The following is a 25,406-nucleotide window of genomic DNA, read 5'->3' as shown; positions in this document are numbered from 1 at the left end:
AGTTTATTTTGCAAATATTTTAAGAATAGCTTTTGAATCAATCCGATATAAAAGCGTCAAAGTCAAAATATTCCATTTTTCAGTATTCAATAAATCTTAAGCATAAGTTGTATTCCTCGCCTATAGTTTTAACTTAAGATTTGATGGTATAGATATGCTTTGATTCAATTTTAAATACAAAAAATTATTTTAAATCAATTATTTAAAATTTTATATAGTTTATATCTATAATCAATAATATTTATTATTTATTTTATCTATATTTTGTTGCGTATTATCATTAGAAAAATTAATTGAATGTTAAGGAAGGGCATACGTGAAAACTGTTCATGAATATACCTATGAAATATTGAGAAAAAATAATATTAAAATGATTTTTGGTAATCCTGGTTCGAATGAACTGCCTTTTCTAAAAAACTTTCCTGCTGACTTTCAATATATTCTGGGTTTACATGAAGGTGCGGTCGTTGGAATTGCCGATGGGTATGCCCAAGCAACGGGACAAACGGCGTTTGTTAATTTGCATTCTGCTGCAGGTACAGGAAATGCGATGGGGGCGTTGAGTAATGCATGGAATTCTCATACACCTTTAGTAATTACAGCGGGCCAACAAACGCGAACGATGATGGGTGTTGAAGCGCTATTAACAAATATTGAAGCTGCTCAATTACCAAAACCCTTAGTTAAATGGAGTCATGAACCAGCAATTGCAAATGAAGTACCACACGCGATTAGTCGAGCAATACATATTGCTGGTGCAGAGGCTGCCGGGCCAGTATATGTTTCCATACCTTATAATGATTGGGATATTGAAGTAGATGGAGAAAATGAACATTTGCTTAAAAAGAACGTCACCAGCTCACAGTGTTTATCAGAGCAAGATTTATTATTTATAAGTCATAAAATAAATTCAGCTCAAAAAGTCGCTTTAGTCCTAGGTACGGATGTAGATCGACAATTTGCCAATCTTTGTGCAATCCGTTTCGCAGAAGCATTAAACGTTCCTGTTTGGGTTGCGCCATCTTCACCAAGATGCCCATTTCCAACAACGCATGCCTATTTTCAGGGGATTCTACCTGCAAGTATTGCGGGTATTTCCCAAATATTTAAAGAATATGATTTGGTTTTAGTATTTGGTGCACCTGTATTTCGTTATCACCAGTATGAACCTGGTCAATATCTATCTGAACATACAGAACTCATTGCATTTACTTGTGATATTCAAGAAGCAGCTCGCGCAGCAATGGGATTATGCTATGTGAGTGATTTAGGCGATAGCCTGACACGATTAAGTCAGAAAGTTCATGCAAAAACTGACACGGTAGTTCACCGTCAAACAATAGAACTGTCTCAGCCAAGTGAAAATGGCTATATAAAGCCAGAAAGGCTGTTTGATATGCTTAATATTCTCGCGCCAGACGGCACGATTTATACAAATGAATCTACTTCAACAACCAACGCATTATGGGATCGTTTAAGCCTTACTGAACAAGGAAGCTATTATTTCGCAGCTGCGGGTGGCCTTGGTTTTGCAATGCCTGCTGCGGTCGGAGTTCAGTTGGCACATAAAACTCGTAGAGTAGTAGCACTGATTGGAGATGGTTCAGCAAATTATAGTATTACAGCGTTATGGACTGCTGCTCAGTATAAAATTCCAGTGATCTTTATTATCTTAAAAAATGGAACGTATGGTGCACTGCGGTGGTTCGCAGGGGTTTTAAATGCTGAACATGTTCCTGGTATGGATGTCCCAGATATTGATTTTACACAGATTGCCAAAGGCTATGGTGTAGATGCGTGTAGTGTAACGAATGACAGTGATTTTATTTCCGCTTTTAACAAAGCAGTCGATTCAGAGCAACCGACTTTGATTGAAGTTGTGACAGCTGAGTTAAGCAATTAATCATTATCAATACTTAAGCACGGAAAAACTTTTATGCAGACTAATTTTATTATTAAAGAATTGCATCAATTATTGAATCCACAGCAGATACTTATTAAAGATGTTGATAAAAGCTTTTATTTAAAAGGTTTTCGTGTTGGCAAGGGTGATGCACTTGCTGTGGTGATTCCTTATAGTTTATTACAGCTATGGCAAGTTATTGAATTTGGAGTCAAACATAATTTAATCATAATTTTGCAAGCATCTAATACAGGTGTAACTGGTGGTTCTACACCATATTCTAATGATTATGACCGAGAAGTTATTGTTGTAAGTACAATGAAACTCAAAGGTATGCAGTTATTGGATGATGCCAAACAAGTTATTGCGTTTCCAGGGACAACACTTACAGAATTGGAACATGCGCTGAAACCTCATCAGCGCGAGCCCCATTCAGTCATTGGTTCATCTTGTATCGGAGCGTCTGTAATTGGTGGAATTTGTAATAATTCAGGAGGTTCTTTAATTCGTCGAGGTCCAGCGTATACTGAAAAATCTTTATTTGCTCAGGTTGATGAGAGTGGAAAGTTAAAACTCATTAACCATCTGGGCATTTATTTGGGGGAAGATCCTGAAGAAATTCTAAGAAATCTAGAACAAAAAAACTATGATCTACAAAAAGTTAACTTAGCGCATGGAAAAATTTGGGCTGAAAATTATGCCAAGACACTACGAGATATAACTTCCCCAACAGCGACTCGCTACAATGGAAATCCTGAGTATTTACATGAAAGCTCGGGCTGTTCAGGGAAACTAGTCGTTTTTGCAGTCAGGCTTCCAACTTTTGAAGCAGCAGAAGAGGCAACCACATACTTTATTAGTAGTAATAATGAGACCGAATTAATAGATTTAAGACGGTATCTATTAACAGAAATGACGACTTTACCGAGTCAGGCTGAGTATATCCATCGGCATGCATTTGATTTAACACAACGTTATGCAAAACATATGTATAAGGCGATTGATATTTGGGGCGCTGAAAAGATTCCAGCCTTATTTAAATTTAAAGCGAACATAGATCAATTTTTTAGAAAACTCCCTCTTTTCCCCAATAATTTTGCAGATCGTTTGATTCAACTTTTTAATCGTATAACTCCTTCATGGATTGAACCGCGGTTGCAAGCATACAATCAACAGTATGAACATCATTTAATGATTAAGGTTGATCAACAGCAAAGTGATGAATTACGAGAGCTATTGAATCATTTTTTTAATGGCTTTAAAGATCAATTTTTCCAATGTACCAAAGCTGAAGAAAAAAATGCTTTTCTTGTCCGTTTTGCTGTAGGTGGTTGTGTGGTTTATTACTGCGAAAGTACGGGAATTGATCCAAATCAACGCTTAGTTTCTTTTGATGTTGCTTTTCGACGGAATGATGACCGTTGGTCAATAGATTTACCAGACTATTTAAAACAACAAGTCATAATGGAGAGCTGTTGTGGTCATTTTTTCTGTTTTGTTTCGCATCAGGATTACTTACTTAAGGAAAATGTTGATGCGATCCAATTTAAGCATGACGTACTTGCATACTTAGAACAGCGTGGAGCCAAATACCCAGCTGAGCATAATGTCGGTCATTTGTATAAAGCTTCTCTCGATTATCAGATTCATCTTAAAGAATTAGATCCAACCAATAGTTTTAATCCTGGTATTGGCAAGACAAGCAAATATAAATATTGGCATTAAACTAAGCCAAAATTTGAAATTTTTAATTGTAATAGGCTGAACAGGAATGCTCTTATGCCTCATAAAATGATCAATGTGGAAGACTATCAAGAACTTGCAAAATCGACTTTACCCAAAGTGATTTATGATTATCTGGAAGGTGGGGCAGATGATGAAAAAGGCTTACAACACAATCGACAGGTATTTGATCAATGGCGCTTTAAGCCGCAGCGTTTGGTCGATATTAGTGAACGAGACATTTCCTGTCAGTTGTTCAATCGTCTTTGGAGTGCGCCCTTTGCGATAGCACCTACCGGATTAAATGGTTCATTTTGGCCTAAAGGGGATGCTTTACTTGCAAAAAGTGCTGCTAAAGCCGATATACCATTTATGTTATCGACAGCTTCCAATATGTCGATCGAGGAAGTCGCCAGATCTAGTGATGGTGAAAAATGGTTTCAGCTTTATGTTGTACATCAAGAACTAGCCAAGCAAATGGTGCAACGTGCTTTAGACTCGGGTTATACAACTTTGATTGTGACCTTGGATGTTGGTGTAAACGGTTATAGAGAACGTGACTTGCGTAATCAGTTTGGATTACCATTAAAATTTTCTGCAAGCTTAGTGCTCGATGGTATGTTACATCCTGCATGGTCGTTACGTTTTTTAGCCAATAGCAAGCCACAGTTAGCAAATTTTGTAAGCGCTAAGACAGATAGTCTAGACATTCAAGTCGCAATTATGAAGCGTCAAATGGATGCCAGTTTCAATCAAGAAAGCTTAAAACGTATTCGTGAGATTTGGCCTCATCAATTATTGGTAAAAGGTATAGTTAGCGCTGAAGATGCTCAAATTGCTATTCAGTGTGGAGCTGATGGGGTGATTTTATCTAATCATGGTGGACGTCAACTTGATTGTAGTGTCTCTCCTATGGAAACCTTGCAAGACGTTTCTAGATGTATTCAACAACCGATCTTAATTGATAGTGGTTTTAGGCGGGGTTCAGATATTGTCAAAGCGTTGTGTTTAGGCGCTGATATGGTGTGTTTAGGTCGCCCAACACTCTATGGTTTAGCATCTAAAGGTGAAGTTGGTGTTGATGAAGTAATCCAACTGATGAAGCAAGATGTTGACCGCACATTAGCACAAATAGGTTGCCCATCTGTAAAGCGGTTGGGCATGAGCTATCTTCAATACAGCTCTGATATTTTGAGTTAGTCTATTTATATAAAATACTCATAAGATAAAAAGAGCAGGTCACGGAACAAAAAAAATAGATACACCTGTTCAATATTGCAAAACCCATCAATGAAGGATTTCTTTAGTTGAGGCCAGTTTGAGTTTAATACAGCAAATTGAAAAATTGGACCAAAATGATTAAGTTTTTGCTTTTATTACAATAACAAGCGATGGATATAGTGTAATAAGCAGATAAAGAAATAGTTTAAAATGATCTATTTGATATGGCAAACAGTTCTACAGTGCCAGCGCCTTTGATATGCTATCAAAGTATAAAAAAACGAATTTTAATATTATCAAGATTATACGTAAAACTCAGAATGATTGGGTTCTTTAATTAAGATGAAACCTTTATGCAAAAGGTTGAAAGTAAAAATATTTTACTTTCAACCTGAGCCCATCAGATCACTCATCATTTAAAGCGGATATTGAATCCCTTTGTCTAAAATACTGATCCATTGACGTTGACTAAACTCATCAAAGTTAGCAGGACCACCAAAGCGGCCACCATAACCTGACTCACCCATTCCACCAAAAGGTACGTGATATTCATTATTTACTGTCTGATCATTGATATGAATCATGCCACTTTTAATTTCTTTGGCTAACTCATAGGCCCAAGCAGTGTGTTTACTATGAATTGCGACAGCAAGACCATATTTCGATGAATTGACAATATCAACCGCTTCTTTGATGTCATCAAAAATAATGATCGGCGCTACTGGACCAAATATCTCATCGATAAAAATCAGATCATTTTTATCGATGTTCGTTAAAATAGTCGGATGGAAAAACAGTTGTTCACCTTTACCACCACATTCCAATATAGCACCTTGACTTACCGCATCCTCAACCATACGGCTCACTTTTACATGCTGAGCCTGATTAATAAGCGGACCTAATTGTGTATCAGGCGAGGAGGGGTTGCCAACTTTTAGTGATAATGCTTTTTCTTTCAGTTTTTTAATATAGACACCTGCAATGCTACGATGCACTAAATGACGTCCAGTCTGCATACAAATCTGCCCCTGATGTAGAAAAGTTCCCCAGACAGCATTATTTACAGCGATCTCTAAATCTGCATCTTCACAAATAATCATCGCATTATTGCCGCCCAGTTCAAGCGCACATTTTTTTAATTGTTTAGCACAATCCACGGCAATTTTTTTACCGACAACAGTTGAGCCTGTGAAAGAGATCATATTGACTTGAGGGTGATTCACTATCGTCTCACCAATTTCACTTTCGCCACTCAATACCTGAAAAACACCTGATTGCAAACCTGCCATTTCAAATAGCCAGGCTAAAAGAGAACCTCCCGTAACATTACTAAATTCTGAAGGCTTTAATATCACACTATTACCCATTGCTAAAGCTGGTGCTATAGAGCGGATAGATAATAATAAAGGAAAATTCCAAGGGGAGATTACACCGACAATACCGATAGGAACCCGTAACCATACATTGGTTTTATTGGGGATAGCGGATGGAAAAACCTCACCTGATGCAGACATTGGCATAGAAGAAGCCATGTATAATTGTTCGATACAGGCATTGGCTTCCCAGCCAGCTTTAAGCGCTGTTGACCCACACTCTTGAATGTTCCAATCAATAAAAGTTTGAATATTTTGCTCAAAAATTTGTGCGGCCTTTCTCAGGACCTTGGCACGTGTTTCAAATGTTGTATTTTTCCATATGTGTTGGGCTTGCGTCGCTATTTGAACTGAAGTATTGACATTATCTACAGAAGAAAGTTGTACAGATGAAATAAGCTCCCCAGTTGCTGGATTTATAATTTCACGTGAAGTGTTATTGGTTTTAACCCAAGTTCCTTGAAAAATATGTTCTTTCCAAATTTGTTCTATGATTTTTGTTTGTACATTCATGATTTTATCCTTTCGTCGCGAGTTGAACTTGAGACACTTTCTGATGTGTAAATAAAGCAATAACAATTGCGCCTATAATTCCGGGCAGCGCAAATACCATGAAGTTTTGCTCAAATGGCAAATTCATTGCGAGTAAAAATCCGCCGAATAATGGGCCAGAAATTGCACCAAATCGTCCCATTGCTGCGGCAAAACTGACACCTGTTGAACGAATATTCGCAGGATAGAAGTCTGCAGCTAAAGTATGAATAACAGACATGGAACCAACTGTTGCGCCACCTGCGATCACTAACAATATGCTCAGGACAAATGCAGGAGGGTGAAATCCTAGGCAACTGATCGAAGCTGATGCAAGTAAATAACCAAAAATTAATGTGGGTTTTGATCCCCATTTATCAGCGAGGATTCCAAAAATTAAAGTGCCTAGAATCGCTCCAATGTTGAGTGTGACTAAAAATGTGATACTAGAACCGAGAGAATATCCACCAACATTCATCAGTTTAGGTAGCCAAGTATTTAGACCAAATACCATAAGCATAACCATGGCAAATCCTGACCAAATCAGCAGAGTTCTGACAGTTTTACCTTCTGTAAATAGACCAAGAACAGGTATTTTTTGCGTATTTGCTGTCATGTCTACGACATAGTGCATATTGTTTTCATGCTTATGGTTAGGATTTAATTTTTTCAGTGTGCTAATCACATCTATTTGACGGTTTTTATGAATGAGATAGCTAATGGATTCTGGAAAAGTCTTATACATTAATGGAATCAAGAAAATACATGTGCCAGCAATCCAAAAAGTTGCTTGCCATCCAAAAGCTGGAATCAAAAACAAGCCTGCTAAGCCGGAAAGTATGGCGCCAACACCATAAAAGGCGAGTACTAAGTTAATCAAACGATTACGATGTGAACCAGGCGCCATCTCTTTAATAATTGTCACCAAATTGGGGACTGCACCACCTAGTCCGACACCCGTGAGTAATCTGCAAATAAAGAATGTTGTTGTATCATGTGCAAAGCCATTCATCGTGACGGCGAGACTCGATAAAATCGTACAAGCAATAATGATATTTTTTCGACCGAATTTATCAGCCGCCATACCGAGAGTAACAGCACCAAGCATCATCCCCATTAAAGATGCCGCACCGAGAAGTCCTGCTGTTTGGGGCGAAAGTTGCCATTCAACCATTAAGTGAGGGAGAACAGAGCCATAAATTACAAGGTCATATCCATCAAATAACATAATAACAGCACACCAAAAGACTAAAATTTTATGGTGTTTATTGAGAGGAACCTTATCAATAAGGTCTACAGCATTAATATTTTGCATCGCTTCCTATCCTTTGGATAGAATCAAAAGTTATCAATAATTCAACGTGGTGAATTTCAATCCCTTTTAACTCAATAGCTTTTTCTCCAGGCATCCACTACCTGAAAAGATTTTATAATCAATCATTTCTCATGATCTTTATAAATCATATAGTTTATTATTTTTATAGATCAAATTAATAAAACATATTATGCAATATATGTTTTATCTATATTTATTTTCTATACTGAAATATTAAATTTTTAATGAATTGAAATATAAGAATAAATAATTATTAAAAAAAGCAGAGAATTGCTAAAACAGTGGCGGTTATATTTGGCATTGCAACGCACCAACATACAAGCAAGCGGTCAATGTCCAAGTCATTATTTTTAGTTCATTTCATTGTGATCGGTTAAAATCTCTTTTAAAAAATTTATAAACCATTTTTGTGCAGAGGTATCTGCTGACTTTTTATACCAATGTAGAGTTACATCGAAACAAGGCAATTCAAAAGGCACATCAAAAATTTGAATATCAGAATTGTGTTTAAAATATTCACCTATTCGAGAAGGTACAGTGACAATTAAATTATGTTTGGCAATGAGCTCCCCTAAAATACTGAACTGAGGAACTTGTAGTTTAATTTTTCGTCTTAATCCTTGTTTACTTAAATAATTTTCTACTAGGTTATGGCCTGTTGATGCAGGTACAACAGCATGATTGCCTTTTAAGAAATTATCTAAAGTAAAATTATTGCCTTCTAGAACGATCCCTCGACTGACTAAACAAGTATATTTTTCTTCAAATAACGTTAAAGTATTTAAACTTTTGTCTTCTAAATTTTTATTGCATATTGCCGCATCAACCTTACCTGTGATTAACCAATCCGATAATTTATTCATATCGACAGTCGTTATTTCCAATGTTATGTGGGGTGCATGGATCTCTAGATGTGACAAAATGATAGGGAGGAAATATAAGCCACCGATGTCTGTTAAAGCAATTCTAAAGCACCGTTCACTCGTCTTGGCATCAAAGTTTTTTACTTCACTGACAACACCTTCGATTTCAACAAGATGATGATTCAATGCTTCATACAACTGCGTTGCATAAGTTGTTGGAATCATACCTTCTTTTGTTCTGATAAATAGCTGATCTTTAAACAAATATCTTAATCTAGATAAATTGTGACTTACTGATGGTTGAGTAATATTTAAATGTACAGCAGCTGTACTCACACTACGTGTATTGTAGATTGTGACAAAAGCTCGAATTAAATTTAAATCCACCATAATAGATACCACTAATATTTATTGGAAAAAATAACAATTTGACTAATAATACATAAAAAAATAAATTTAGCAAATCAGTCATGGAATTGACTTGTTAAGAGAAATTAACAATAGGGAATTTAAAGTAAGCAATGCTTTGATGATGGAAATAGCAATTTTATCAATGTCATACATCTAGTTTTTTAATTTCTTTGAGTCACTTCTTATTTTATTCACTGATTATATTGCACTCAATGTTGAAATGATAAAAACAGTCAACTTTGTCTTCTCAACTTAAGTTGATCACCATCATGTAGGCACTCAATATCGATAGGAACCGAGATATTTGCTCTACATGATTTACATCATTATTTCAGCTTGGTGGCTTCCCTCATTTGGAAAGTTGGAGAAAGGACATGCCACGTATTCCTATAATAAATACCAGCCATTTAGATCGTATCGATGAGTTGTTTATAGACAATGTCGATACGGGTGAATTTAAACTTCATCGTTCAGTTTTTACTGATCAAGCGTTGTTTGAACTTGAAATGAAATACATTTTCGAAGATAACTGGGTGTTTTTGGCACATGAAAACCAGATCCCGAATAACAACGACTACTACACCACTTATATGGGTCGTCAACCGATCATCATTGCACGTAACCGTGCTGGTGAACTCAATGCCATGATCAATGCCTGCTCGCACCGTGGTGCACAGCTTTGTCGTTATAAACGTGGCAATAAGGCCACCTATACTTGTCCTTTCCACGGTTGGACATTTAATAATTCAGGAAAATTGTTGAAAGTTAAAGATCCTTCTGATGCAGGTTACTCAGATGGCTTTAACAAAGACGGTTCACATGACCTAAAAAAAGTTGCGCGTTTTGAAAATTACAAAGGTTTTTTGTTTGGTAGTTTGAATCCTGATGTTCCTACACTTAAAGAGTTCTTAGGTGAAGCAACGAAAATCATCGATATGATTGTGGATCAGTCCGAAGATGGTCTAGAAATCTTACGTGGCGCATCTACCTATACTTATGAAGGTAACTGGAAGCTGACTGCTGAAAATGGTGCCGATGGTTATCATGTTTCCGCCGTTCACTGGAATTATGCTGCAACCACACAACAGCGAAAGGAAAAGCAGGCACAGGATAATATTCGCGCCATGAGTGCCGGTGGTTGGGGTAAGCAGGGCGGTGGCTGCTACGGCTTTGAACATGGGCATATGTTGTTGTGGACACAATGGGCCAATCCAGAAGATCGCCCGAACTATGCACGTTATGAGGAGTATATCGACAAGTTTGGTGGAGCAATGGCTAAATGGATTGTTGAGCGTTCACGTAACCTCTGCCTCTATCCAAATGTTTACTTAATGGATCAGTTTGGTTCACAGATTCGTGTATTGCGTCCGTTAAGTGTGAATAAAACTGAAGTGACGATTTACTGCATTGCACCAAAAGGTGAAGCACGTGATGCACGTACCCGCCGTATTCGCCAGTATGAAGATTTCTTTAATGCATCAGGTATGGCAACACCTGATGACTTAGAAGAATTCCGTGCGTGCCAAGCTGGTTATGCAGGTATTGAACTGGAATGGAATGATATGTGTCGTGGCTCTAAGCACTGGATCTATGGTCCAGATGATGCAGCCCAGGAAATTGGTTTAAAACCTATATTAAGTGGCATCAAAACTGAAGATGAAGGCTTATACCTTGCACAACATCAATATTGGTTGAGCTCAATAAAACGAGCAATTGCCAGAGAAAAAGAACTTACAGGGCAACAAGATTTGGGAGAAACCGTATGAATACCCCAATCAATTTAGACAGTATTAGTCTCGAGCAAGTGACCCAGTTTTTATATCGTGAGGCACGCTATTTAGATGAGGAACAGTGGGATGAATGGTTACAGTGCTATGCGCCTGAGGCTTCTTTCTGGATGCCTGCATGGGACGATGATGATCAACTGACAGAAGACCCACGATCAGAAATTTCGTTGATTTACTATCCGAATCGCCAAGGTTTAGAAGATCGTGTATTTCGGATAAAAACAGAACGTTCATCTGCGACCATTCCTGATACCCGTACCAGCCATAATATTTCCAATATTGAGATTGTGGAACGTGATGGTGACAAAGTCACTGTACGTTTTAATTGGAACACTTTGAGTTTCCGCTATAAAACCAACTACAGCTATTTCGGCATGTCATGTTATGTGATCGACTTTTCAACTGAACAACCCAGAATCTTAAGTAAGTATGTTGTGCTTAAAAACGATTATATCAACCAAGTGATTGATATTTATCACCTGTAAACACATTGCTCAGCCAAATGGAATGTTGGCTCAGTTTTAGCACTTTTTAGACTTTTTGGAATCAATAATTTAAATAATCAAAAGGAAATGTTAAAGATGGATAGGTTAAATCAAGGGACTAATATATTTAAAATGGTACTTATGGCGATCGTTGCTGGTGTAACGAGTAACAGCAGTTTTGCCAATATCAGTCAGAATGAACATAACGAACTCAGAAAAGAACTTATGGCACTTCAGAAAGAGGTTCAAAACTTAAAAAATGAGAATAGTCTGCAGTTACACTCTGCACCGTCGATGTCCATGATAGAAAAAAAGAGATCTACAGAGGTCAATATTTATGGGTTTATACGCGCTGATGCAACCTATCAAACTACAGGTGCATCGACAATGTATAATAATATCAATGCTGTACCATTAAAAAACACCCATGAGGAATATAAGCAACGTGATCGATTCCGTGCGACTGCTGCTGCTACGCGTATCGGAGCGAACTTCAGGACTGAAACACCAGTAGGGGAAATAAAAGGCAAGGTTGAAACAGATTTTTTTGGTGGTGCAACAAGAGATCAATTTCGTATACGGCATGCTTATTTGACATTTGATAAATGGTTAGTCGGTCAGACATGGTCAAATTTTATTGCACCTGAATATTTACCTGAAACTATTGAGCCTGCTTCATATGTTGGAGGATCCTTATTGCGAGTACCTGTGCTTAGGTATACAGATAAGATTACGGATCAAACAAGTTTTGTTATTAGTATCGAAGATCCTAAATATACAGCTGCCACTGATCCTGACAATGAAATGAGATTACCTGCGTTCGTTGGGCGTATTAACCATAATTTTGATAATGGCTCATTAATTTCAGGTCGTAGTTTCCTTGCAGAAAAGAAAACAGCAAATGATGAAAAGTTAGCTTGGGGAATCGGTTTGGGAGGGAAATATCTAATCTCTCCTCATACAATATTGAAGGCTGATTATTATCATGTAAAAGGAGATGGGCGGTTTTTAGCTTGGAGTAATAGTGGCTATGCTTTGGATATAAATAATCAGATGCATGAAAATGAGTTTGATACAATCTCGTTAGGAATAACACATAAGTTTAATCCTAAATTACGTTCTACGATTGGTTATGGCTATATGAAAGCCAATGATAGTAGCACGTTTGCAAATTTAAAATATGATGATAATACACAAAATAAGCAACTTTGGCAGGGCTGGGCAAATGCGATTTATAGCCCATTTAAGTCGATAGATTTTGGATTAGAATATGTTTATGGACAGCGAGAAACTTTCAATGATTTAACAGGTGTAGATAATCGCTTTAATATGATGATTAGCTATGATTTTTGATCACTATATTTTTATAATAATTTGATGCTTGGTATATGTCTACATTAATCATCCAATTTTAGCTTCTTAGCTAAAGTGTTAATGATCTGTGGTTGGAAAGTCTGCCAATTTAACTTATGCTCAAGCGGTGTAGTCATGAAATAGTTTGAAATTTATTTCGCATCAACGCCTGATGAATGTCATCAGGCGTTTTATATTTCAGAACATATATGCTCTATGAGTATTATAAACTTCTATAGGTTATGCTCTTTATGTATTTATTCATGATGTGACCAGAGATAGCTTGGCTGCACAGTCACGGATTTTACCTAGTGATGTGATCACCCAAGTAAATAACAAGAAAGTAAATACACCGACTGATTTTGTTAATGCTATTTCTGAGCTACAGAAAAATACGGTAGCACGTGTAGCGATTGTTCGTGAAGGGCAACATGCTATGATTGGATTACGTATTCAATAAATACAACTGATCAGAATCAGCCACTCTAAGAGTGGCTTTTTTATGTCAAACTTATACGGATGGTTGAAAAAGTGGAAAAGGAAAGAAGATATGAGTTCAGTATTTGATTTAAAAATCAAAGTAAAACCAGAGCATATAGATGTCTTAGGTCATGTAAATAATGTGGTCTATGTACAATGGATGCAGGATGTTGCATCTGCACATATCGAAACATTGGGTGTTGGACTCGATCAGTATTTAGAAATGAAACATGCAATGGTTGCTGTAGAACATCATGTTCAGTATCGCAAAGCCGCAATGTTAGATGATGATGTTATTTTGAGAACTTGGTTATACGAGATCAACGCACTTTATTCTTTCCGTCAGTATGCTTTTTTTAATGCTAAAGATAACAGCTTACTCTTTACGGGCAATACCAAATGGGCATGTATAGAAATTGCTTCAGGGCGTCCGAAACGGATGTCACCAACTTTTATCCAAGCCTATCAACCCATTGATCCTGAAATAGATCCTTTTGATTTAAGCTTAATCAAAGAGATTTAACATCTATAGAGCGTTCGCTGTTATTAAATATCGGAGTAGTTGCCTAAAACGAGTAATTCGGAACAGCCCTTGAAAACGAGGGCTATATAACGATAAGTGTTAATCAATTTCAGCACTAGATATGATAATAGAAAACCTAATAATGTTTTCACTACGTGATAAACCCTAGTGTTAGAACAAGAACAGATATTTTTTGTAATGACGAATGTTTATTGCAAAAAAGAGATGAAATTTAGCCAAAGTAAATTAACTTTAATAAATGCTATACAGAAGTTGGATGGCTAAGGTCGGTTTTTATTAAAGCCTCACTATATTTTTGACCCTGTTCTGCTTATACTGTGCAGCAATTAAGATATTTCATTTTTTGCACGTCATAAGTACTTTTGATATTGAGTACATGATTGTGTACATATTTTTAGAGTAGTGTATGGCAGTAGCTAAGAAATCCGTTAATATCAACAATATACGTAATTTTTCGATTATCGCTCATATCGACCATGGCAAGTCGACACTTGCAGACCGTTTCATTCAAATGTGTGGTGGATTGCAAGACCGTGAAATGCAGGCTCAAGTCCTAGACTCTATGGAGCTTGAGCGTGAACGTGGGATTACCATTAAAGCGGCTTCTGTAACCTTGTACTATACCCATCCAAATGGGCAAGAGTATCAATTAAACTTTATTGATACACCGGGGCACGTGGATTTCTCTTATGAAGTATCGCGTTCTCTTGCTGCCTGTGAAGGTGCATTGTTGGTTGTCGATGCTGCACAAGGGGTTGAGGCGCAATCTGTTGCAAACTGCTATACCGCAATTGAGCAGGGTTTAGAAGTACTACCTGTCCTGAATAAAATCGATTTGCCACAAGCAGAACCTGAACGTGTTATTCATGAAATCGAAGAAATTATCGGTATTGAAGCAACACATGCACCAACATGTTCGGCAAAAACAGGTCTAGGTGTAGAGTCTGTTTTAGAGACATTGGTTGACATTATTCCAGCACCGCAAGGTGACCGTGACGCACCTTTACAAGCTTTAATTATTGACTCTTGGTTTGATAACTATTTAGGTGTGGTATCACTTGTTCGTATCAAACAAGGTCGTGTGCGTAAAGGCGATAAAATGTTGATGAAATCAACAGGTCAATCGCACATCATCACTTCTGTTGGTATTTTTAATCCAAAACATACCGATACAGGTATTTTAGAAGCGGGTGAAGTTGGCTTTATCATTGCAGGGATCAAAGACATTTTTGGTGCGCCAGTTGGTGATACGATCACCTTGGCAACCACACCTGATGTTGCAACTTTACCGGGTTTTAAAAAGGTAAAACCACAGGTTTATGCGGGTTTATTCCCAATTGATGCCAGTGATTTTGAACCATTCCGTGAAGCGCTACATAAGTTACAAATTAACGATTCTGCGTTGTTCTTTGAACCTGAAAGCTCAGATGCTTTAGGTTTTGGTTTCCGTTGTGGCTTCTTGGGAATGCTACACATGGAAATTGTACAAGAACGTCTAGAGCGTGAGTATGATTTAGACTTAATTAGCTCTGCACCAACCGTAATCTATGAAGCATTGATGAAAAATGGCGAAACGATTTATATCGATAGCCCATCTAAAATGCCTGATGGTTCAACGGTTGAAGATTTACGCGAGCCGATTGCTGAATGTCATATTTTAGTGCCTCAAGAATACTTGGGTAATGTCATGACCCTGTGTATCGAGCGCCGTGGTGTGCAAAAAGATATGAAATTCTTGGGTAATCAAGTATCGATTACCTTTGAAATTCCAATGGCAGAAGTGGTTATGGATTTCTTTGATAAATTGAAATCTTGCTCACGTGGATTTGCTTCGTTGGATTACAATTTCGTGCGTTTTGAGAGTTCATCTCTAGTTAAGGTCGATGTGTTAATTAATGGTGATAAGGTTGATGCCTTGGCAATGATTTGTCATCGTAATGATGCGCGTCACCGTGGTATTGCTTTAGTTGAAAAAATGAAAGACTTGATTCCGCGTCAAATGTTTGATGTGGCGATTCAAGCTGCAATTGGTGCACAAATCATTGCACGTTCAACAGTTAAAGCGATGCGTAAAAACGTATTGGCTAAATGTTATGGTGGTGACGTTTCTCGTAAGAAGAAACTGTTATCGAAACAAAAAGAAGGTAAGAAACGCATGAAGCAAGTGGGTAGTGTTGAAATCCCACAAGAAGCGTTCCTTGCTGTGTTAAAAGTAGAAAGATAAAAACTAGAGGTCTTATTGCTCATGGATTTTGATTTTAATTTAATTCTCGTTCCTGCAACGCTTATATTTTTTGGGCTATGGTTACTGGATAAGTTTGTACTGAAACAACGTGCAACAAAAGGTAAGGGGAATGAAAATGTCATCATTTCATGGGCATATGATTTCTGGCCTGTTCTAGCAGTGGTTTTGGTGTTGCGTTCATTCTTATTTGAACCGTTTAATATTCCTTCTGATTCTATGGTACCGACTTTAGAAACAGGTGATTATATTTTGGTGAATAAGTTCCAGTACGGTGTGCGTTTACCAATCACCAATACCAAGATAATTGATATTGGTGAGCCACAACGTGGTGATGTTGCTGTTTTCCGTTATCCAGAAAATCCAAAAATTAGTTATATCAAACGTATTATTGGTTTACCGGGTGACCATCTTGAATTCAATAATGGTCAACTTACAATCAATGGTAAAAATGTTGAGCAAGTACCTACTGAGTTTAGTCGTGAAAAAGATATTTTAGATACACCTAAGTCAATCTACTATTATGAAACGATGGGTACACATAAGCATTTAGTTCGTTTACTGGAAGGTCAAAATACTTTGGTTTCAGCATTTAATTATGCACAGAAAAAACAAGACCTACCTTATGTAGCAACTGCAAATGACCGCTTTGTAAAATCAAATGGTCAAAGTTGGGAAGTGACTGTTCCAAAAGGCCATTATTTTGCCATGGGTGATAACCGTGACCAAAGTGCAGACAGTCGTTTTTGGGGCTTTGTACCTGAAGAGAACTTAACTGGTCATGCAATCTATGTGTGGATGCATAAGGAACCTGGTTTAAAAATGCCTTCATTTAGTCGCAATGGTGCAATTAACTAATCGGCTACAGTTTAGAAAATCAAATAAAGGTCAATTTTTATTGACCTTTATTTTTATCTGTTAAAGCTATAAAGTTGTCTTGATTTATAAGAAAAATGAAATAGAACAAATGATTTAAACTAGCAACTTGATGCAGTTTCAAGGATAATAGCGCGGTAAAGTTTTTTATCACACCAGGGTTTGCAGTGGATAAAAAATTTATAACAATTGAAAATGATCAGTGGGTCTGCAGCAGTGTATTTGACTCAATTATATGATTATTTTCAATTGCGATTAAAGATTATTCATTCTGAGCTGTTGGATAAAAAAATGCGTAAAAATCAACAAGGCGCTTCATATATTGGAATTTTACTGGGGATAATTGCTTTAGCTTTTATGTTGAAAATCATAGTTGCTGTATGGCCTTTATACTGGGATGATCGTGTGATTAATAATCAAATTGTAGAGCAGATAAAGAATAGCTCTGCTGAAATCACACCAATGAAATTTGCAACAGAAGTTGATAAACGGTTAGAAATGAACAATATCCGAGATACTAAATTTGAGGATATTGCGACTGTATCAACTAAAGATGGTTTACAAGTGACTAAAAAATATGAAGTACGAAAAAATTTCATGCTGAATATAGATTTAGTCCTCACTTTCGAGAAGAGTTTTGATCAAAGGTCAGTTGAAAGTAAGTGATCCTCGCTTACAGAGTAGAATCGGTTACCAGTTTAAACAATACGAGTTATTACAACTCGCGCTGACTCATCGCTCGGTGAGTCACAAATACAACTATGAGCGCCTAGAGTTTTTAGGTGATGCATTGTTGGGTATGATCATCGCAAACTACTTATATCATGCGTATCCTCATGAAAATGAAGGTCGTTTGACGCGTATGCGCGCAACTTTGGTACGCCAAGAAGCATTGGGTAAAATTGCCAATGATTTAAAGTTAAGTCAAAGTTTAATTTTAAGTACAGGTGAATTGAAATCAGGCGGTCATCATCGTGAGTCAATATTAGCAGATACAGTTGAAGCAATTATTGGCGCGATTTATACCGAAACGCGAGATTTGCCTTTGTTGGAATCGATTGTTTTAAAATGGTATGAACCGTATTTAGATCATATCGAACCGACAGATCAACTCAAAGACCCGAAATCACGTTTACAAGAATATCTACAAGCTCGTAAAAAGCATCTCCCAGTTTATGAGGTCGTAGATATTCAGGGTGATGCACCTAACCAGCATTTTAAAGTAGAATGTACAGTAGATGGCTTGCCTAAAATGATGGGTGAGGGATCAAGTCGCCGTTTTGCAGAACAAGCAGTCGCGGCGGATTTTTTAAAGATATTGGAGCAGTAAACTGCATGAGTACACATTCCGATCACAATGATGCTGATCACGAGCCGTCTGAAAACGGTAATGAGTTAATTAATCAATTTTTTAGCTCGCAAGGTACAGAAATCCCTTCGGATTACCGAAGTGGATTTGTTGCAATTGTAGGACGTCCAAACGTGGGTAAATCGACATTGATGAACCATTTATTGGGTCAAAAATTGTCAATTACTTCACGTAAGCCACAAACGACGCGCCATAAAATCATTGGTATTGATAGTCGTGAAAAGTCTCAGGCTGTATTTGTTGATACACCGGGGATGCACAAGAAAGAAGTGCGTGCGATCAATAAAATGATGAACAAAGCTGCACATTCTGCCTTACGTGATGTCAATTTGGTTCTATTTGTTTTAGATGCCCAGAAATGGACACCAAATGATGACTTGGTTTTAGAAAAACTGCAAAATGCAGAAATGCCAGTCGTTTTGATTATCAATAAAATCGATACCTTAGAAAATAAGCGTATGATTTTGCCGTTGATCCAAGAACGTGCGAAGTTGATGAATTTTGCTGAAATTGTTCCTGTTTCAGCATTACGTGGTGCAAACTTGGATCATTTGCGTGAAGCGATTGAAAAGTATCTGCCATTCCAGCCACCATTATATTCTTTAGAACAGTTAACTGACCGTTCAGAACGTTTTCTTGCCAGTGAAATCATTCGTGAGAAAATTATGCGTCAGTTAGGCGAAGAGCTGCCTTATGATTTAACGGTTCAAATTGAATCATTTAAAACAGAAGAAGCGACAGTGAATGAAAAAACTGGTCGTCCTAAAGCTGCATGTACTTATATTGATGCCACAATTTTTGTTGATCGCCCTGGGCAAAAAGCCATCGTGATCGGTGAAAAAGGTGCTAAGCTGAAGAAAATTGGTATGGATGCTCGTGTCGACATGGAAAAAATGTTTGAGCAAAAAATCATGCTAACACTTTGGGTGAAAGTTAAAGGTGGTTGGTCTGATGACGAACGTGCTTTAAAAAGTTTAGGCTACAGCGATATTTAATTGACTTTTTGGGAACTGAAATGATTCGAGTTATAGCAATTCTTGCTTGCATAATCATGTTACAAGGCTGTATCACTAAAATTGTGACAGTTCCCGTCAAAGTTGCTTATAAAACCACAAAAGGCGTGGTTAAAGGCACTGCTGCGGTTGTAGGCGCTGTTATTCCTGATGGGGATGATGACGATGATAAGAAAAAACAAAAGGATGATTAAGTTCAAGCTAGATGCGTAATGAAATCTTGCATGGTTATTTAATCCATCATCGAAAATACAGAGAACGTAGTCATATTGTGCACTTATTTACACAAGAGCATGGTCGTGTCGACGGTATTCTTAGACAAACCCCACCACCACAATATCAACCGATTACTTTACAAGCGTCGGGAAAATCCGAGCTTAAAAACTTTTCAAAACTCGAAATACTTAATCAACCGATTTTCTTTTATGGGGATGCTTTCTTTTCAGGCTTTTATTTAAATGAACTGCTGCTTCGTTTATGTCCGCTTGAAGAAATGATGTCTGAAACATTTCAGCAATACCATTTAACTTTACAACATTTACAAAAATTGGCTGAACATCCACAAGCTGATTTATTTCTTCGACAAATTTTACGCCAGTTTGAACACGCACTGTTAGAAGAGCTGGGTTATCCGCTGGATTATGGGCATGATTCAAATCAACAAGAGATTATGCTGACCCAACGTTATCAATTTCAATTGGCCGAAGGCTTTACACCAGTGTCATATACCTCGTCTGGGACGTTGCTGGGCCAACAAATTCTAAGCATGGCAAATTATGAAAAGGGTAGGGATTTTAGCCCAGAGCAGTTACAATTATTGGCTAAACTCTATCGACAAATGATTACTTCACTTTTAGGTGATCGACCATTAAAAAGTCGTCAGCTTTGGGTTCAAAATGCTCAATCTAAAACGTTGAGCCGTTAATTTTAATTTATTGGTTAATTAGGAGAATGTTATGGCTGCATTGCTAGGTGTAAACATTGACCATGTTGCAACCCTCAGACAAGCACGTGGAACGACTTATCCTGATCCTGTGAAAGCTGCATTAATTTGCGAACAAGCAGGGGCGGAAGGCATCACTTTACACTTACGTGAAGATCGTCGTCATATTCAAGATGATGATGTGCGCCGTATGCGACCTGTATTGACGACAAGAATGAACTTGGAAATCGCTGTAACTGATGAAATGGTTGCATTTGCAAAAGAGATTCAACCGCATCATGTGTGTTTTGTGCCAGAGAAACGTCAAGAAATCACCACAGAAGGTGGTTTAGACGTGCTTGGGCATTTTGAAGATGTTAAAGCTGCGACTCAGGCATTAACTGCAATTGGTTGTGATGTATCTTTGTTTATTGATGCTGATTTTGCGCAAATTGATGCTGCAATTGCTTGTGGTGCACCCACTATTGAATTACATACGGGTGCTTATGCAGACGCTAAAACTGCTGAAGCTCAACAGATTGAACTCGAAAGAATTATTAAAGGTACTGAGTACGCAGCATCTAAAGGTTTGGTCGTCAATGCTGGTCATGGTTTGAATTTGGACAATGTGGCTGCAATTGCTGCAATTCCTCAGATTCATGAACTCAATATTGGACATTCGATTATTGCCGAAAGTGTTTTTGTCGGTTTGGAGCAAGCAGTAAAGGACATGAAGGCCGCACTTCATGCAGCTGGTTAATTTAATTTTTGATTTACGTTGTTGAATATTGATCATGTCGAATATGAATTATGATGAGCTTATGCAACCTGTGATTGCTTTTTTAGGCTGTGAAACGCCAAAGGCATGGTTGGATGAGGCATTGAACAATCTCCCATTGCTCATGCAGGATCATGCGAATTGTGAAAAGAAAGCGGCTGGAACAGCAATGAACTTGATGTTTCGCTACAGTTTTTTTACCGATTTGCAGATCAAATTAGCGCAACTTGTGCGTGAAGAAATGTTGCATTATGAACAAGTGTTAGAGTTTATGAGCAAACGTGGTCAAGAATGGAAAGGTCTGAGTGCAGGTCGTTACGCAGGTGGTTTACGTAAGGAAATTCGTACTTATGAACCAGAAGCTTTGATTGATGTTTTGGTGATTGGTGCGTTTGTTGAAGCACGTTCTTGTGAGCGATTTTATGCTTTAGCACCTTTAGTAGATGATGAGCTGGGACGTTATTACCGTTACTTGTTGAAATCTGAATCTCGCCACTATGAGGACTATTTAACTTTGGCTTTAGATGTTGCTAAAACTGCTAAATTAAAAGATCCAGAAGAAGATATTCAGCAACGCATCGAATTGATCCGTGAAGTAGAGAAGGATTTGATTTTAACGCCTGATAAGACTTTCCGTTTCCATAGCGGTGTGCCGGTTTAACTGCTTGTCTGATTAAAAACTGAATTTAAAAAATAGACCAAAGCATTGCTTTGGTCTATTTCGTTGTGCTGTTTAATAAAAACCAGATGGAACTGTTGCTTTAAGCAGTTTCGATACCTGTCCAGCCTGCATCTGGATAACGTTCACCTTGTATCTGATCAGCTGCAAAAAGTTGATCAAGTTGCAGAATTTGTTCAGTCGTGAGGTTAACCTGATTGGCTTTAAGGTTATCCTGTAAATATTTTGAATGTCGTGTTCCAAAAATTGGCGTGACATGAGCATGTTTGCACAGTAACCAAGCTAAGGCAATTTGTGCATTGCTGTGTTGCCATGACTGGCATAAATCACTAAATTTTGTCAGTAATAGCTGGTTTGACTGAAAGGCTTCACCCTGTAATCTGGGTAAGTTTTTTCTGAAATCATTCTCAGGCATAGTTTCTGGATTTAAATCTGCTGTGAGAAATGCACGTCCTAATGGACTATAAGCAACAAATTCAACATTCAGTTGCTGACAAGTATTTAATAAGCTTTGTTCAGGTTCACGTGACCAGAGGGAATATTCACTTTGGACTGCTGTAACAGGCGCAATAGCACAGGCTTTTTCTAAGGATTGTGCTGAGATTTCAGAAAAGCCAAAACTTTTAATTTTGCCTTCTTGAACCAAATCTGCAAGCGTAGCTGTAACATCTTCAATTGGGATTTCAGGTTGTCTCCGATGACAATAATATAAATCAATTTGTTCAATACCTAAGCGCTTTAAAGAAGCCTCACAGGCGCTACGGATATAATCTGGCGTATTATCAATACGACGTTTATAGTGATTTTCAGCACGGACAATACCAAATTTAGTCGCGATTACCATTGCCTCTCGTTCAGTTCGATAGTGTGCAATAAATTGCCCCAATAACTGTTCATTGTGTCCATGACCATAAGTATCCGCAGTATCAAAAAAATTAATACCTGCGTGAAATGCTTGTTCCAAAATCTGTAATGAGTCCTGATCATTAGTTTGACCATAAAACTCACTCATTCCCATACAACCTAAACCCATTGGTGAAATTTTAAGATGTGTTTGACTTAATTTTTTCATTTTGATTGACCTTTAATGATGAGGTGATCTTTAGCCCATGAATCATGTAACCATTTTTCAGTTTTGCGATGGCCAGGAAAACTGACCCAGACAATATCTCTTTCAAAAATAATGGGCCGTTGATTTTTACCAATAATGACCCAAAACCAGCGACCATCATTTAAGTTGCGCATTTTGACTTTTATGCCCGCAATCTTTTGTGTTTTTCCATTGATGTGCACGTTTTCATCATGCTGATCGATCCAATGAATCTCTCGATGTTGCAGTAAGTCTGGTGCATAGTGCTGTAAAAAGTCATCACTGATTTTTTGCGCTTGCGCTTTTGTGGGTAAATGACCGTTGAGAAGGCTTTCATCTAAATATGAAAATCCTTTTAAAGCGCCTGTTTGATCCGATAAATAACTGAAATTTTCGCCATTCAGTTTGAGTAATGGTAATTTCTGATAGCGGACCAATTGCACATGCTGTTGGTCGCTCAGCACATCTTGTTGATACACTTTTTGATAATGCGAAGGTAAAAATTCAGACAAAAATTGAGTCATATTATTCACCTGCGTTGTTGTGATTATTGCTGCTGGATCATTTGCAGAACATGATGTGATCAGTAGTGTACTACTGAGAATGAATGCATATTTCATATGATTGACGCCCTAAAAAGTTGAATTTTTATTTGAGGGGATCACGGCAATAGCTTCGACTTCAACCAAAACATCTGGATGAAATAATTGTGCAACACCAATCAGGCTACTTGCTGGTGGTAATTCAGAATGAATAAATTGATCGCGAACTTTACGAATTATTGTAAGCTGATCAGGTTGTAAATTACGGACATAAATGGTTAGTTTGACCAGTTGTTGAGTACTCACATTCGCTTGATGTAATGTTTTTTCAATATTTTGAAAAACCAAGAACAGTTGTTGTTCAAGACCGGCTTGTAAGATATCGCCATTTTCTGTGATAGGGACATGCCCAGATAAGTACATCGGTTGCCCCTGTTCTACAACGATTGCTTGTGAAACATTGGGAATTGTGGCGTATGTTGGGTTGATAGGGCGTAATAAGGTATTTGGTGCTGATGCGTGCTGCTGCTGCATGGTGACCTCAGATGAATTTTTATTTTGTGCATGTGTGAGAGGACTGTTAAAGAACAGACCCAATAAAATAGCGAATATGTAAAATTGAGATGACATATTTTGAGCCTATGAAAAAACACTTGAGAGATTGTGCTTAAATTTCATTTTTTATAGAATAGTCATTATTGATGGTTTTAAATTCCAAAAATGAAATGTTGGATGATCTGAGTTTATTTATCGCAATTGTTGGGGCGGGAAGTTTTAATCGGGCTGCGCAACAACAGAATGTACCTGCTGCTACACTGACACGTCGCTTGCAAAAATTAGAAGAGAGTTTGGGGTGTAAGCTATTACACAGAAACAGCCGAGGTTTGAAATTGACTCAGGAAGGCCAGCGTTACTACGATCGCTGTCAGCCCTTAGTTCGGGCGCTACTGCAAAATACCCATGAAATAAAAGAAGAAACTACACAGGTTAAAGGTCAAATCAAAATTCTAGCACCAATGAATCTAGCCGTATTTCCGTTAAAACAGTTTTGGAATACTTTTCTACAAAGATATCCAGAAATTGAACTCGAATTACAACTGGACAATGCTTTAGATGATTTAATGGTGCGAGGTGCCGATCTCGCCTTACGTGTAGGTAAAATGGCCAATAGTGCCTATATTCAAAAACGCTTGGGGAGCATTCAAACCTGTATTGTTGCATCGCCAGATTATTTAGATCAGCATCTCATTCAGTCACCGCGAGACTTAGATCAACAAGATTGGCTATTGGCATCTCCCTTAGAGCAACTTGAACTTAGGCAACATCAACACAGTTATACCTTTAAAATTCAGTCCTATCGTTTGAAAGTGAATGAAATCAGTTTATGTGTAAATCTAACAGAGCAGGGACTAGGATTAAGTTATGTTCCACTGACTCAATGTGAAGATGCTTTGAATTCAGGCAGATTAAAACGGGTGCTTCCTGATTGGCAATTACCGATTAGAGACGTTTATGCTGTATGGCAGGCGCAAAAAGTCATGCCTGCTCGTGTACGTGTTTTTATTGAAGAGTTAGCTGAATTTTTCCAGCAACAAACATGGAATGATACTAACTTATAAAAGTGAATGGGTATTCTTGTCTATTTGTCATACCCAGTGTCTAGTCTTGAAATAAAAAAAGCCCACTTTGATAAGTGGGCTTTTAGAATTTGGCTCTCCAACCTGGGCTCGAACCAGGGACCTGCGGATTAACAGTCCGTCGCTCTACCGACTGAGCTATTGGAGAATCTGAATGCGATTATAAGGATATATCTTTATGGGTCAAGCCTTTCCTGTCATCTTTTCTTCATTTGTACACTGTATGCTTTTTATTTGAGCAATCTATAG

24 protein-coding genes and 1 tRNA gene are annotated in these 25,406 nt (G+C 37.7%); 18 read left to right on the top strand and 7 right to left on the bottom strand.

What is annotated here, in order from left to right:
- Nucleotides 1-316 precede the first annotated feature (316 nt).
- The 3 genes from mdlC to AC07U8_RS14955 are packed head-to-tail and all read left to right on the top strand — an operon-like array spanning nucleotide 317 to nucleotide 4,825.
- Nucleotides 317-1,903: a benzoylformate decarboxylase gene (gene mdlC / locus AC07U8_RS14965; RefSeq protein ID WP_494738208.1), complete on the top strand. Its 1,587-nt coding sequence runs from the start codon at nucleotides 317-319 to the stop codon at nucleotides 1,901-1,903.
- Nucleotides 1,904-1,936: 33 nt separating this feature from the next.
- A complete protein-coding gene (dld, locus tag AC07U8_RS14960) occupies nucleotides 1,937-3,628 on the top strand; it encodes a D-lactate dehydrogenase (RefSeq protein ID WP_494738207.1) in 1,692 nt (563 codons plus the stop codon).
- A gap of 54 nt (nucleotides 3,629-3,682) precedes the next feature.
- The gene (locus AC07U8_RS14955; protein ID WP_494738206.1) at nucleotides 3,683-4,825 is read left to right on the top strand and encodes an alpha-hydroxy-acid oxidizing protein; all 1,143 of its coding nucleotides are present in this window, start codon (nucleotides 3,683-3,685) and stop codon (nucleotides 4,823-4,825) included.
- 437 nt (nucleotides 4,826-5,262) lie between these two features.
- Here AC07U8_RS14955 and AC07U8_RS14950 read toward each other — a convergent pair whose 3' ends face one another.
- The 3 genes from AC07U8_RS14950 to AC07U8_RS14940 form a co-directional block, all read right to left on the bottom strand.
- A complete protein-coding gene (locus AC07U8_RS14950; RefSeq protein ID WP_494738205.1) occupies nucleotides 5,263-6,732 on the bottom strand; it encodes an aldehyde dehydrogenase family protein in 1,470 nt (489 codons plus the stop codon).
- Between the two features lie 4 nt (nucleotides 6,733-6,736).
- Entirely contained in the window at nucleotides 6,737-8,065 is a 1,329-nt protein-coding gene (locus AC07U8_RS14945) for an MFS transporter (protein WP_315074108.1), read from the bottom strand.
- Between the two features lie 371 nt (nucleotides 8,066-8,436).
- Nucleotides 8,437-9,339 carry a LysR family transcriptional regulator gene (locus tag AC07U8_RS14940; protein ID WP_270384806.1) on the bottom strand — a complete coding sequence of 301 codons (903 nt, stop codon included), beginning with the start codon at nucleotides 9,337-9,339 and terminating at the stop codon, nucleotides 8,437-8,439.
- A 395-nt stretch (nucleotides 9,340-9,734) separates the two neighbouring features.
- Here AC07U8_RS14940 and benA point away from each other — a divergent pair, with 395 nt between their 5' ends.
- From benA to AC07U8_RS14870, 14 genes are all read left to right on the top strand, one after another.
- Entirely contained in the window at nucleotides 9,735-11,126 is a 1,392-nt protein-coding gene (benA, locus tag AC07U8_RS14935; RefSeq protein ID WP_494738204.1) for a benzoate 1,2-dioxygenase large subunit, read from the top strand.
- Nucleotides 11,123-11,632, top strand: a complete 510-nt coding sequence (gene benB, locus AC07U8_RS14930; RefSeq protein ID WP_494738203.1) for a benzoate 1,2-dioxygenase small subunit — start codon at nucleotides 11,123-11,125, stop codon at nucleotides 11,630-11,632. Before benA ends, benB begins: the two co-directional genes overlap by 4 nt.
- Before the next feature lie 96 nt (nucleotides 11,633-11,728).
- Nucleotides 11,729-12,985 (top strand): DcaP family trimeric outer membrane transporter, encoded by a 1,257-nt coding sequence (locus AC07U8_RS14925; protein ID WP_494738202.1) that lies wholly within the window; start codon nucleotides 11,729-11,731, stop codon nucleotides 12,983-12,985.
- 235 nt (nucleotides 12,986-13,220) lie between these two features.
- The gene (locus AC07U8_RS14920) at nucleotides 13,221-13,445 is read left to right on the top strand and encodes a PDZ domain-containing protein (RefSeq protein WP_494738609.1); all 225 of its coding nucleotides are present in this window, start codon (nucleotides 13,221-13,223) and stop codon (nucleotides 13,443-13,445) included.
- 90 nt (nucleotides 13,446-13,535) lie between these two features.
- Nucleotides 13,536-13,988: an acyl-CoA thioesterase gene (locus AC07U8_RS14915; RefSeq protein ID WP_004823132.1), complete on the top strand. Its 453-nt coding sequence runs from the start codon at nucleotides 13,536-13,538 to the stop codon at nucleotides 13,986-13,988.
- Nucleotides 13,989-14,415: 427 nt separating this feature from the next.
- Nucleotides 14,416-16,233: a translation elongation factor 4 gene (lepA, locus tag AC07U8_RS14910; RefSeq protein WP_004717093.1), complete on the top strand. Its 1,818-nt coding sequence runs from the start codon at nucleotides 14,416-14,418 to the stop codon at nucleotides 16,231-16,233.
- A gap of 21 nt (nucleotides 16,234-16,254) precedes the next feature.
- Nucleotides 16,255-17,109: a signal peptidase I gene (gene lepB / locus AC07U8_RS14905; RefSeq protein ID WP_004823131.1), complete on the top strand. Its 855-nt coding sequence runs from the start codon at nucleotides 16,255-16,257 to the stop codon at nucleotides 17,107-17,109.
- A gap of 309 nt (nucleotides 17,110-17,418) precedes the next feature.
- Entirely contained in the window at nucleotides 17,419-17,793 is a 375-nt protein-coding gene (locus AC07U8_RS14900) for a DUF4845 domain-containing protein (protein ID WP_239045231.1), read from the top strand.
- On the top strand, nucleotides 17,765-18,457 hold the full coding sequence (gene rnc / locus AC07U8_RS14895) for a ribonuclease III (RefSeq protein WP_004717088.1): 693 nt from the start codon (nucleotides 17,765-17,767) through the stop codon (nucleotides 18,455-18,457). The genes AC07U8_RS14900 and rnc overlap by 29 nt, the downstream gene beginning before the upstream one ends.
- Before the next feature lie 5 nt (nucleotides 18,458-18,462).
- Entirely contained in the window at nucleotides 18,463-19,491 is a 1,029-nt protein-coding gene (gene era, locus AC07U8_RS14890) for a GTPase Era (RefSeq protein WP_004823128.1), read from the top strand.
- Between the two features lie 20 nt (nucleotides 19,492-19,511).
- The gene (locus tag AC07U8_RS14885) at nucleotides 19,512-19,703 is read left to right on the top strand and encodes an NF038104 family lipoprotein (RefSeq protein WP_004717085.1); all 192 of its coding nucleotides are present in this window, start codon (nucleotides 19,512-19,514) and stop codon (nucleotides 19,701-19,703) included.
- 11 nt (nucleotides 19,704-19,714) lie between these two features.
- Nucleotides 19,715-20,434, top strand: a complete 720-nt coding sequence (gene recO, locus AC07U8_RS14880) for a DNA repair protein RecO (protein ID WP_004717082.1) — start codon at nucleotides 19,715-19,717, stop codon at nucleotides 20,432-20,434.
- A 31-nt stretch (nucleotides 20,435-20,465) separates the two neighbouring features.
- Nucleotides 20,466-21,191 carry a pyridoxine 5'-phosphate synthase gene (pdxJ, locus tag AC07U8_RS14875; protein ID WP_004717080.1) on the top strand — a complete coding sequence of 242 codons (726 nt, stop codon included), beginning with the start codon at nucleotides 20,466-20,468 and terminating at the stop codon, nucleotides 21,189-21,191.
- A gap of 34 nt (nucleotides 21,192-21,225) precedes the next feature.
- Nucleotides 21,226-21,870 (top strand): MiaE family protein, encoded by a 645-nt coding sequence (locus tag AC07U8_RS14870; RefSeq protein WP_494738201.1) that lies wholly within the window; start codon nucleotides 21,226-21,228, stop codon nucleotides 21,868-21,870.
- 100 nt (nucleotides 21,871-21,970) lie between these two features.
- On the opposite strand, the gene AC07U8_RS14865 is transcribed toward AC07U8_RS14870, so the two are convergent.
- Genes AC07U8_RS14865 through AC07U8_RS14855 form a run of 3 tightly spaced genes read right to left on the bottom strand, consistent with a single transcriptional unit; the run spans nucleotide 21,971 to nucleotide 24,054 of the window.
- Nucleotides 21,971-22,960: an aldo/keto reductase gene (locus AC07U8_RS14865; protein ID WP_494738200.1), complete on the bottom strand. Its 990-nt coding sequence runs from the start codon at nucleotides 22,958-22,960 to the stop codon at nucleotides 21,971-21,973.
- Entirely contained in the window at nucleotides 22,957-23,598 is a 642-nt protein-coding gene (locus AC07U8_RS14860; RefSeq protein ID WP_494738199.1) for a hypothetical protein, read from the bottom strand. Before AC07U8_RS14860 ends, AC07U8_RS14865 begins: the two co-directional genes overlap by 4 nt.
- 12 nt (nucleotides 23,599-23,610) lie before the next feature.
- Nucleotides 23,611-24,054, bottom strand: coding sequence for a RidA family protein (locus AC07U8_RS14855; protein ID WP_096735547.1), 444 nt, complete (start codon nucleotides 24,052-24,054; stop codon nucleotides 23,611-23,613).
- Between the two features lie 167 nt (nucleotides 24,055-24,221).
- Here AC07U8_RS14855 and AC07U8_RS14850 point away from each other — a divergent pair, with 167 nt between their 5' ends.
- Entirely contained in the window at nucleotides 24,222-25,139 is a 918-nt protein-coding gene (locus tag AC07U8_RS14850) for a LysR family transcriptional regulator (RefSeq protein WP_494738198.1), read from the top strand.
- 90 nt (nucleotides 25,140-25,229) lie between these two features.
- Here the strand turns inward: AC07U8_RS14850 and AC07U8_RS14845 are convergent.
- Nucleotides 25,230-25,305, bottom strand: a tRNA-Asn gene (locus AC07U8_RS14845).
- Nucleotides 25,306-25,406: the final 101 nt, after the last annotated feature.

The sequence above is a fragment of the Acinetobacter sp. GW821-FHT01E09 genome, assembly GCF_059422385.1.
The sequence above is the reverse complement of the archived record's forward strand: the minus strand, read 5'-3'. Positions and strand labels throughout refer to the sequence as shown.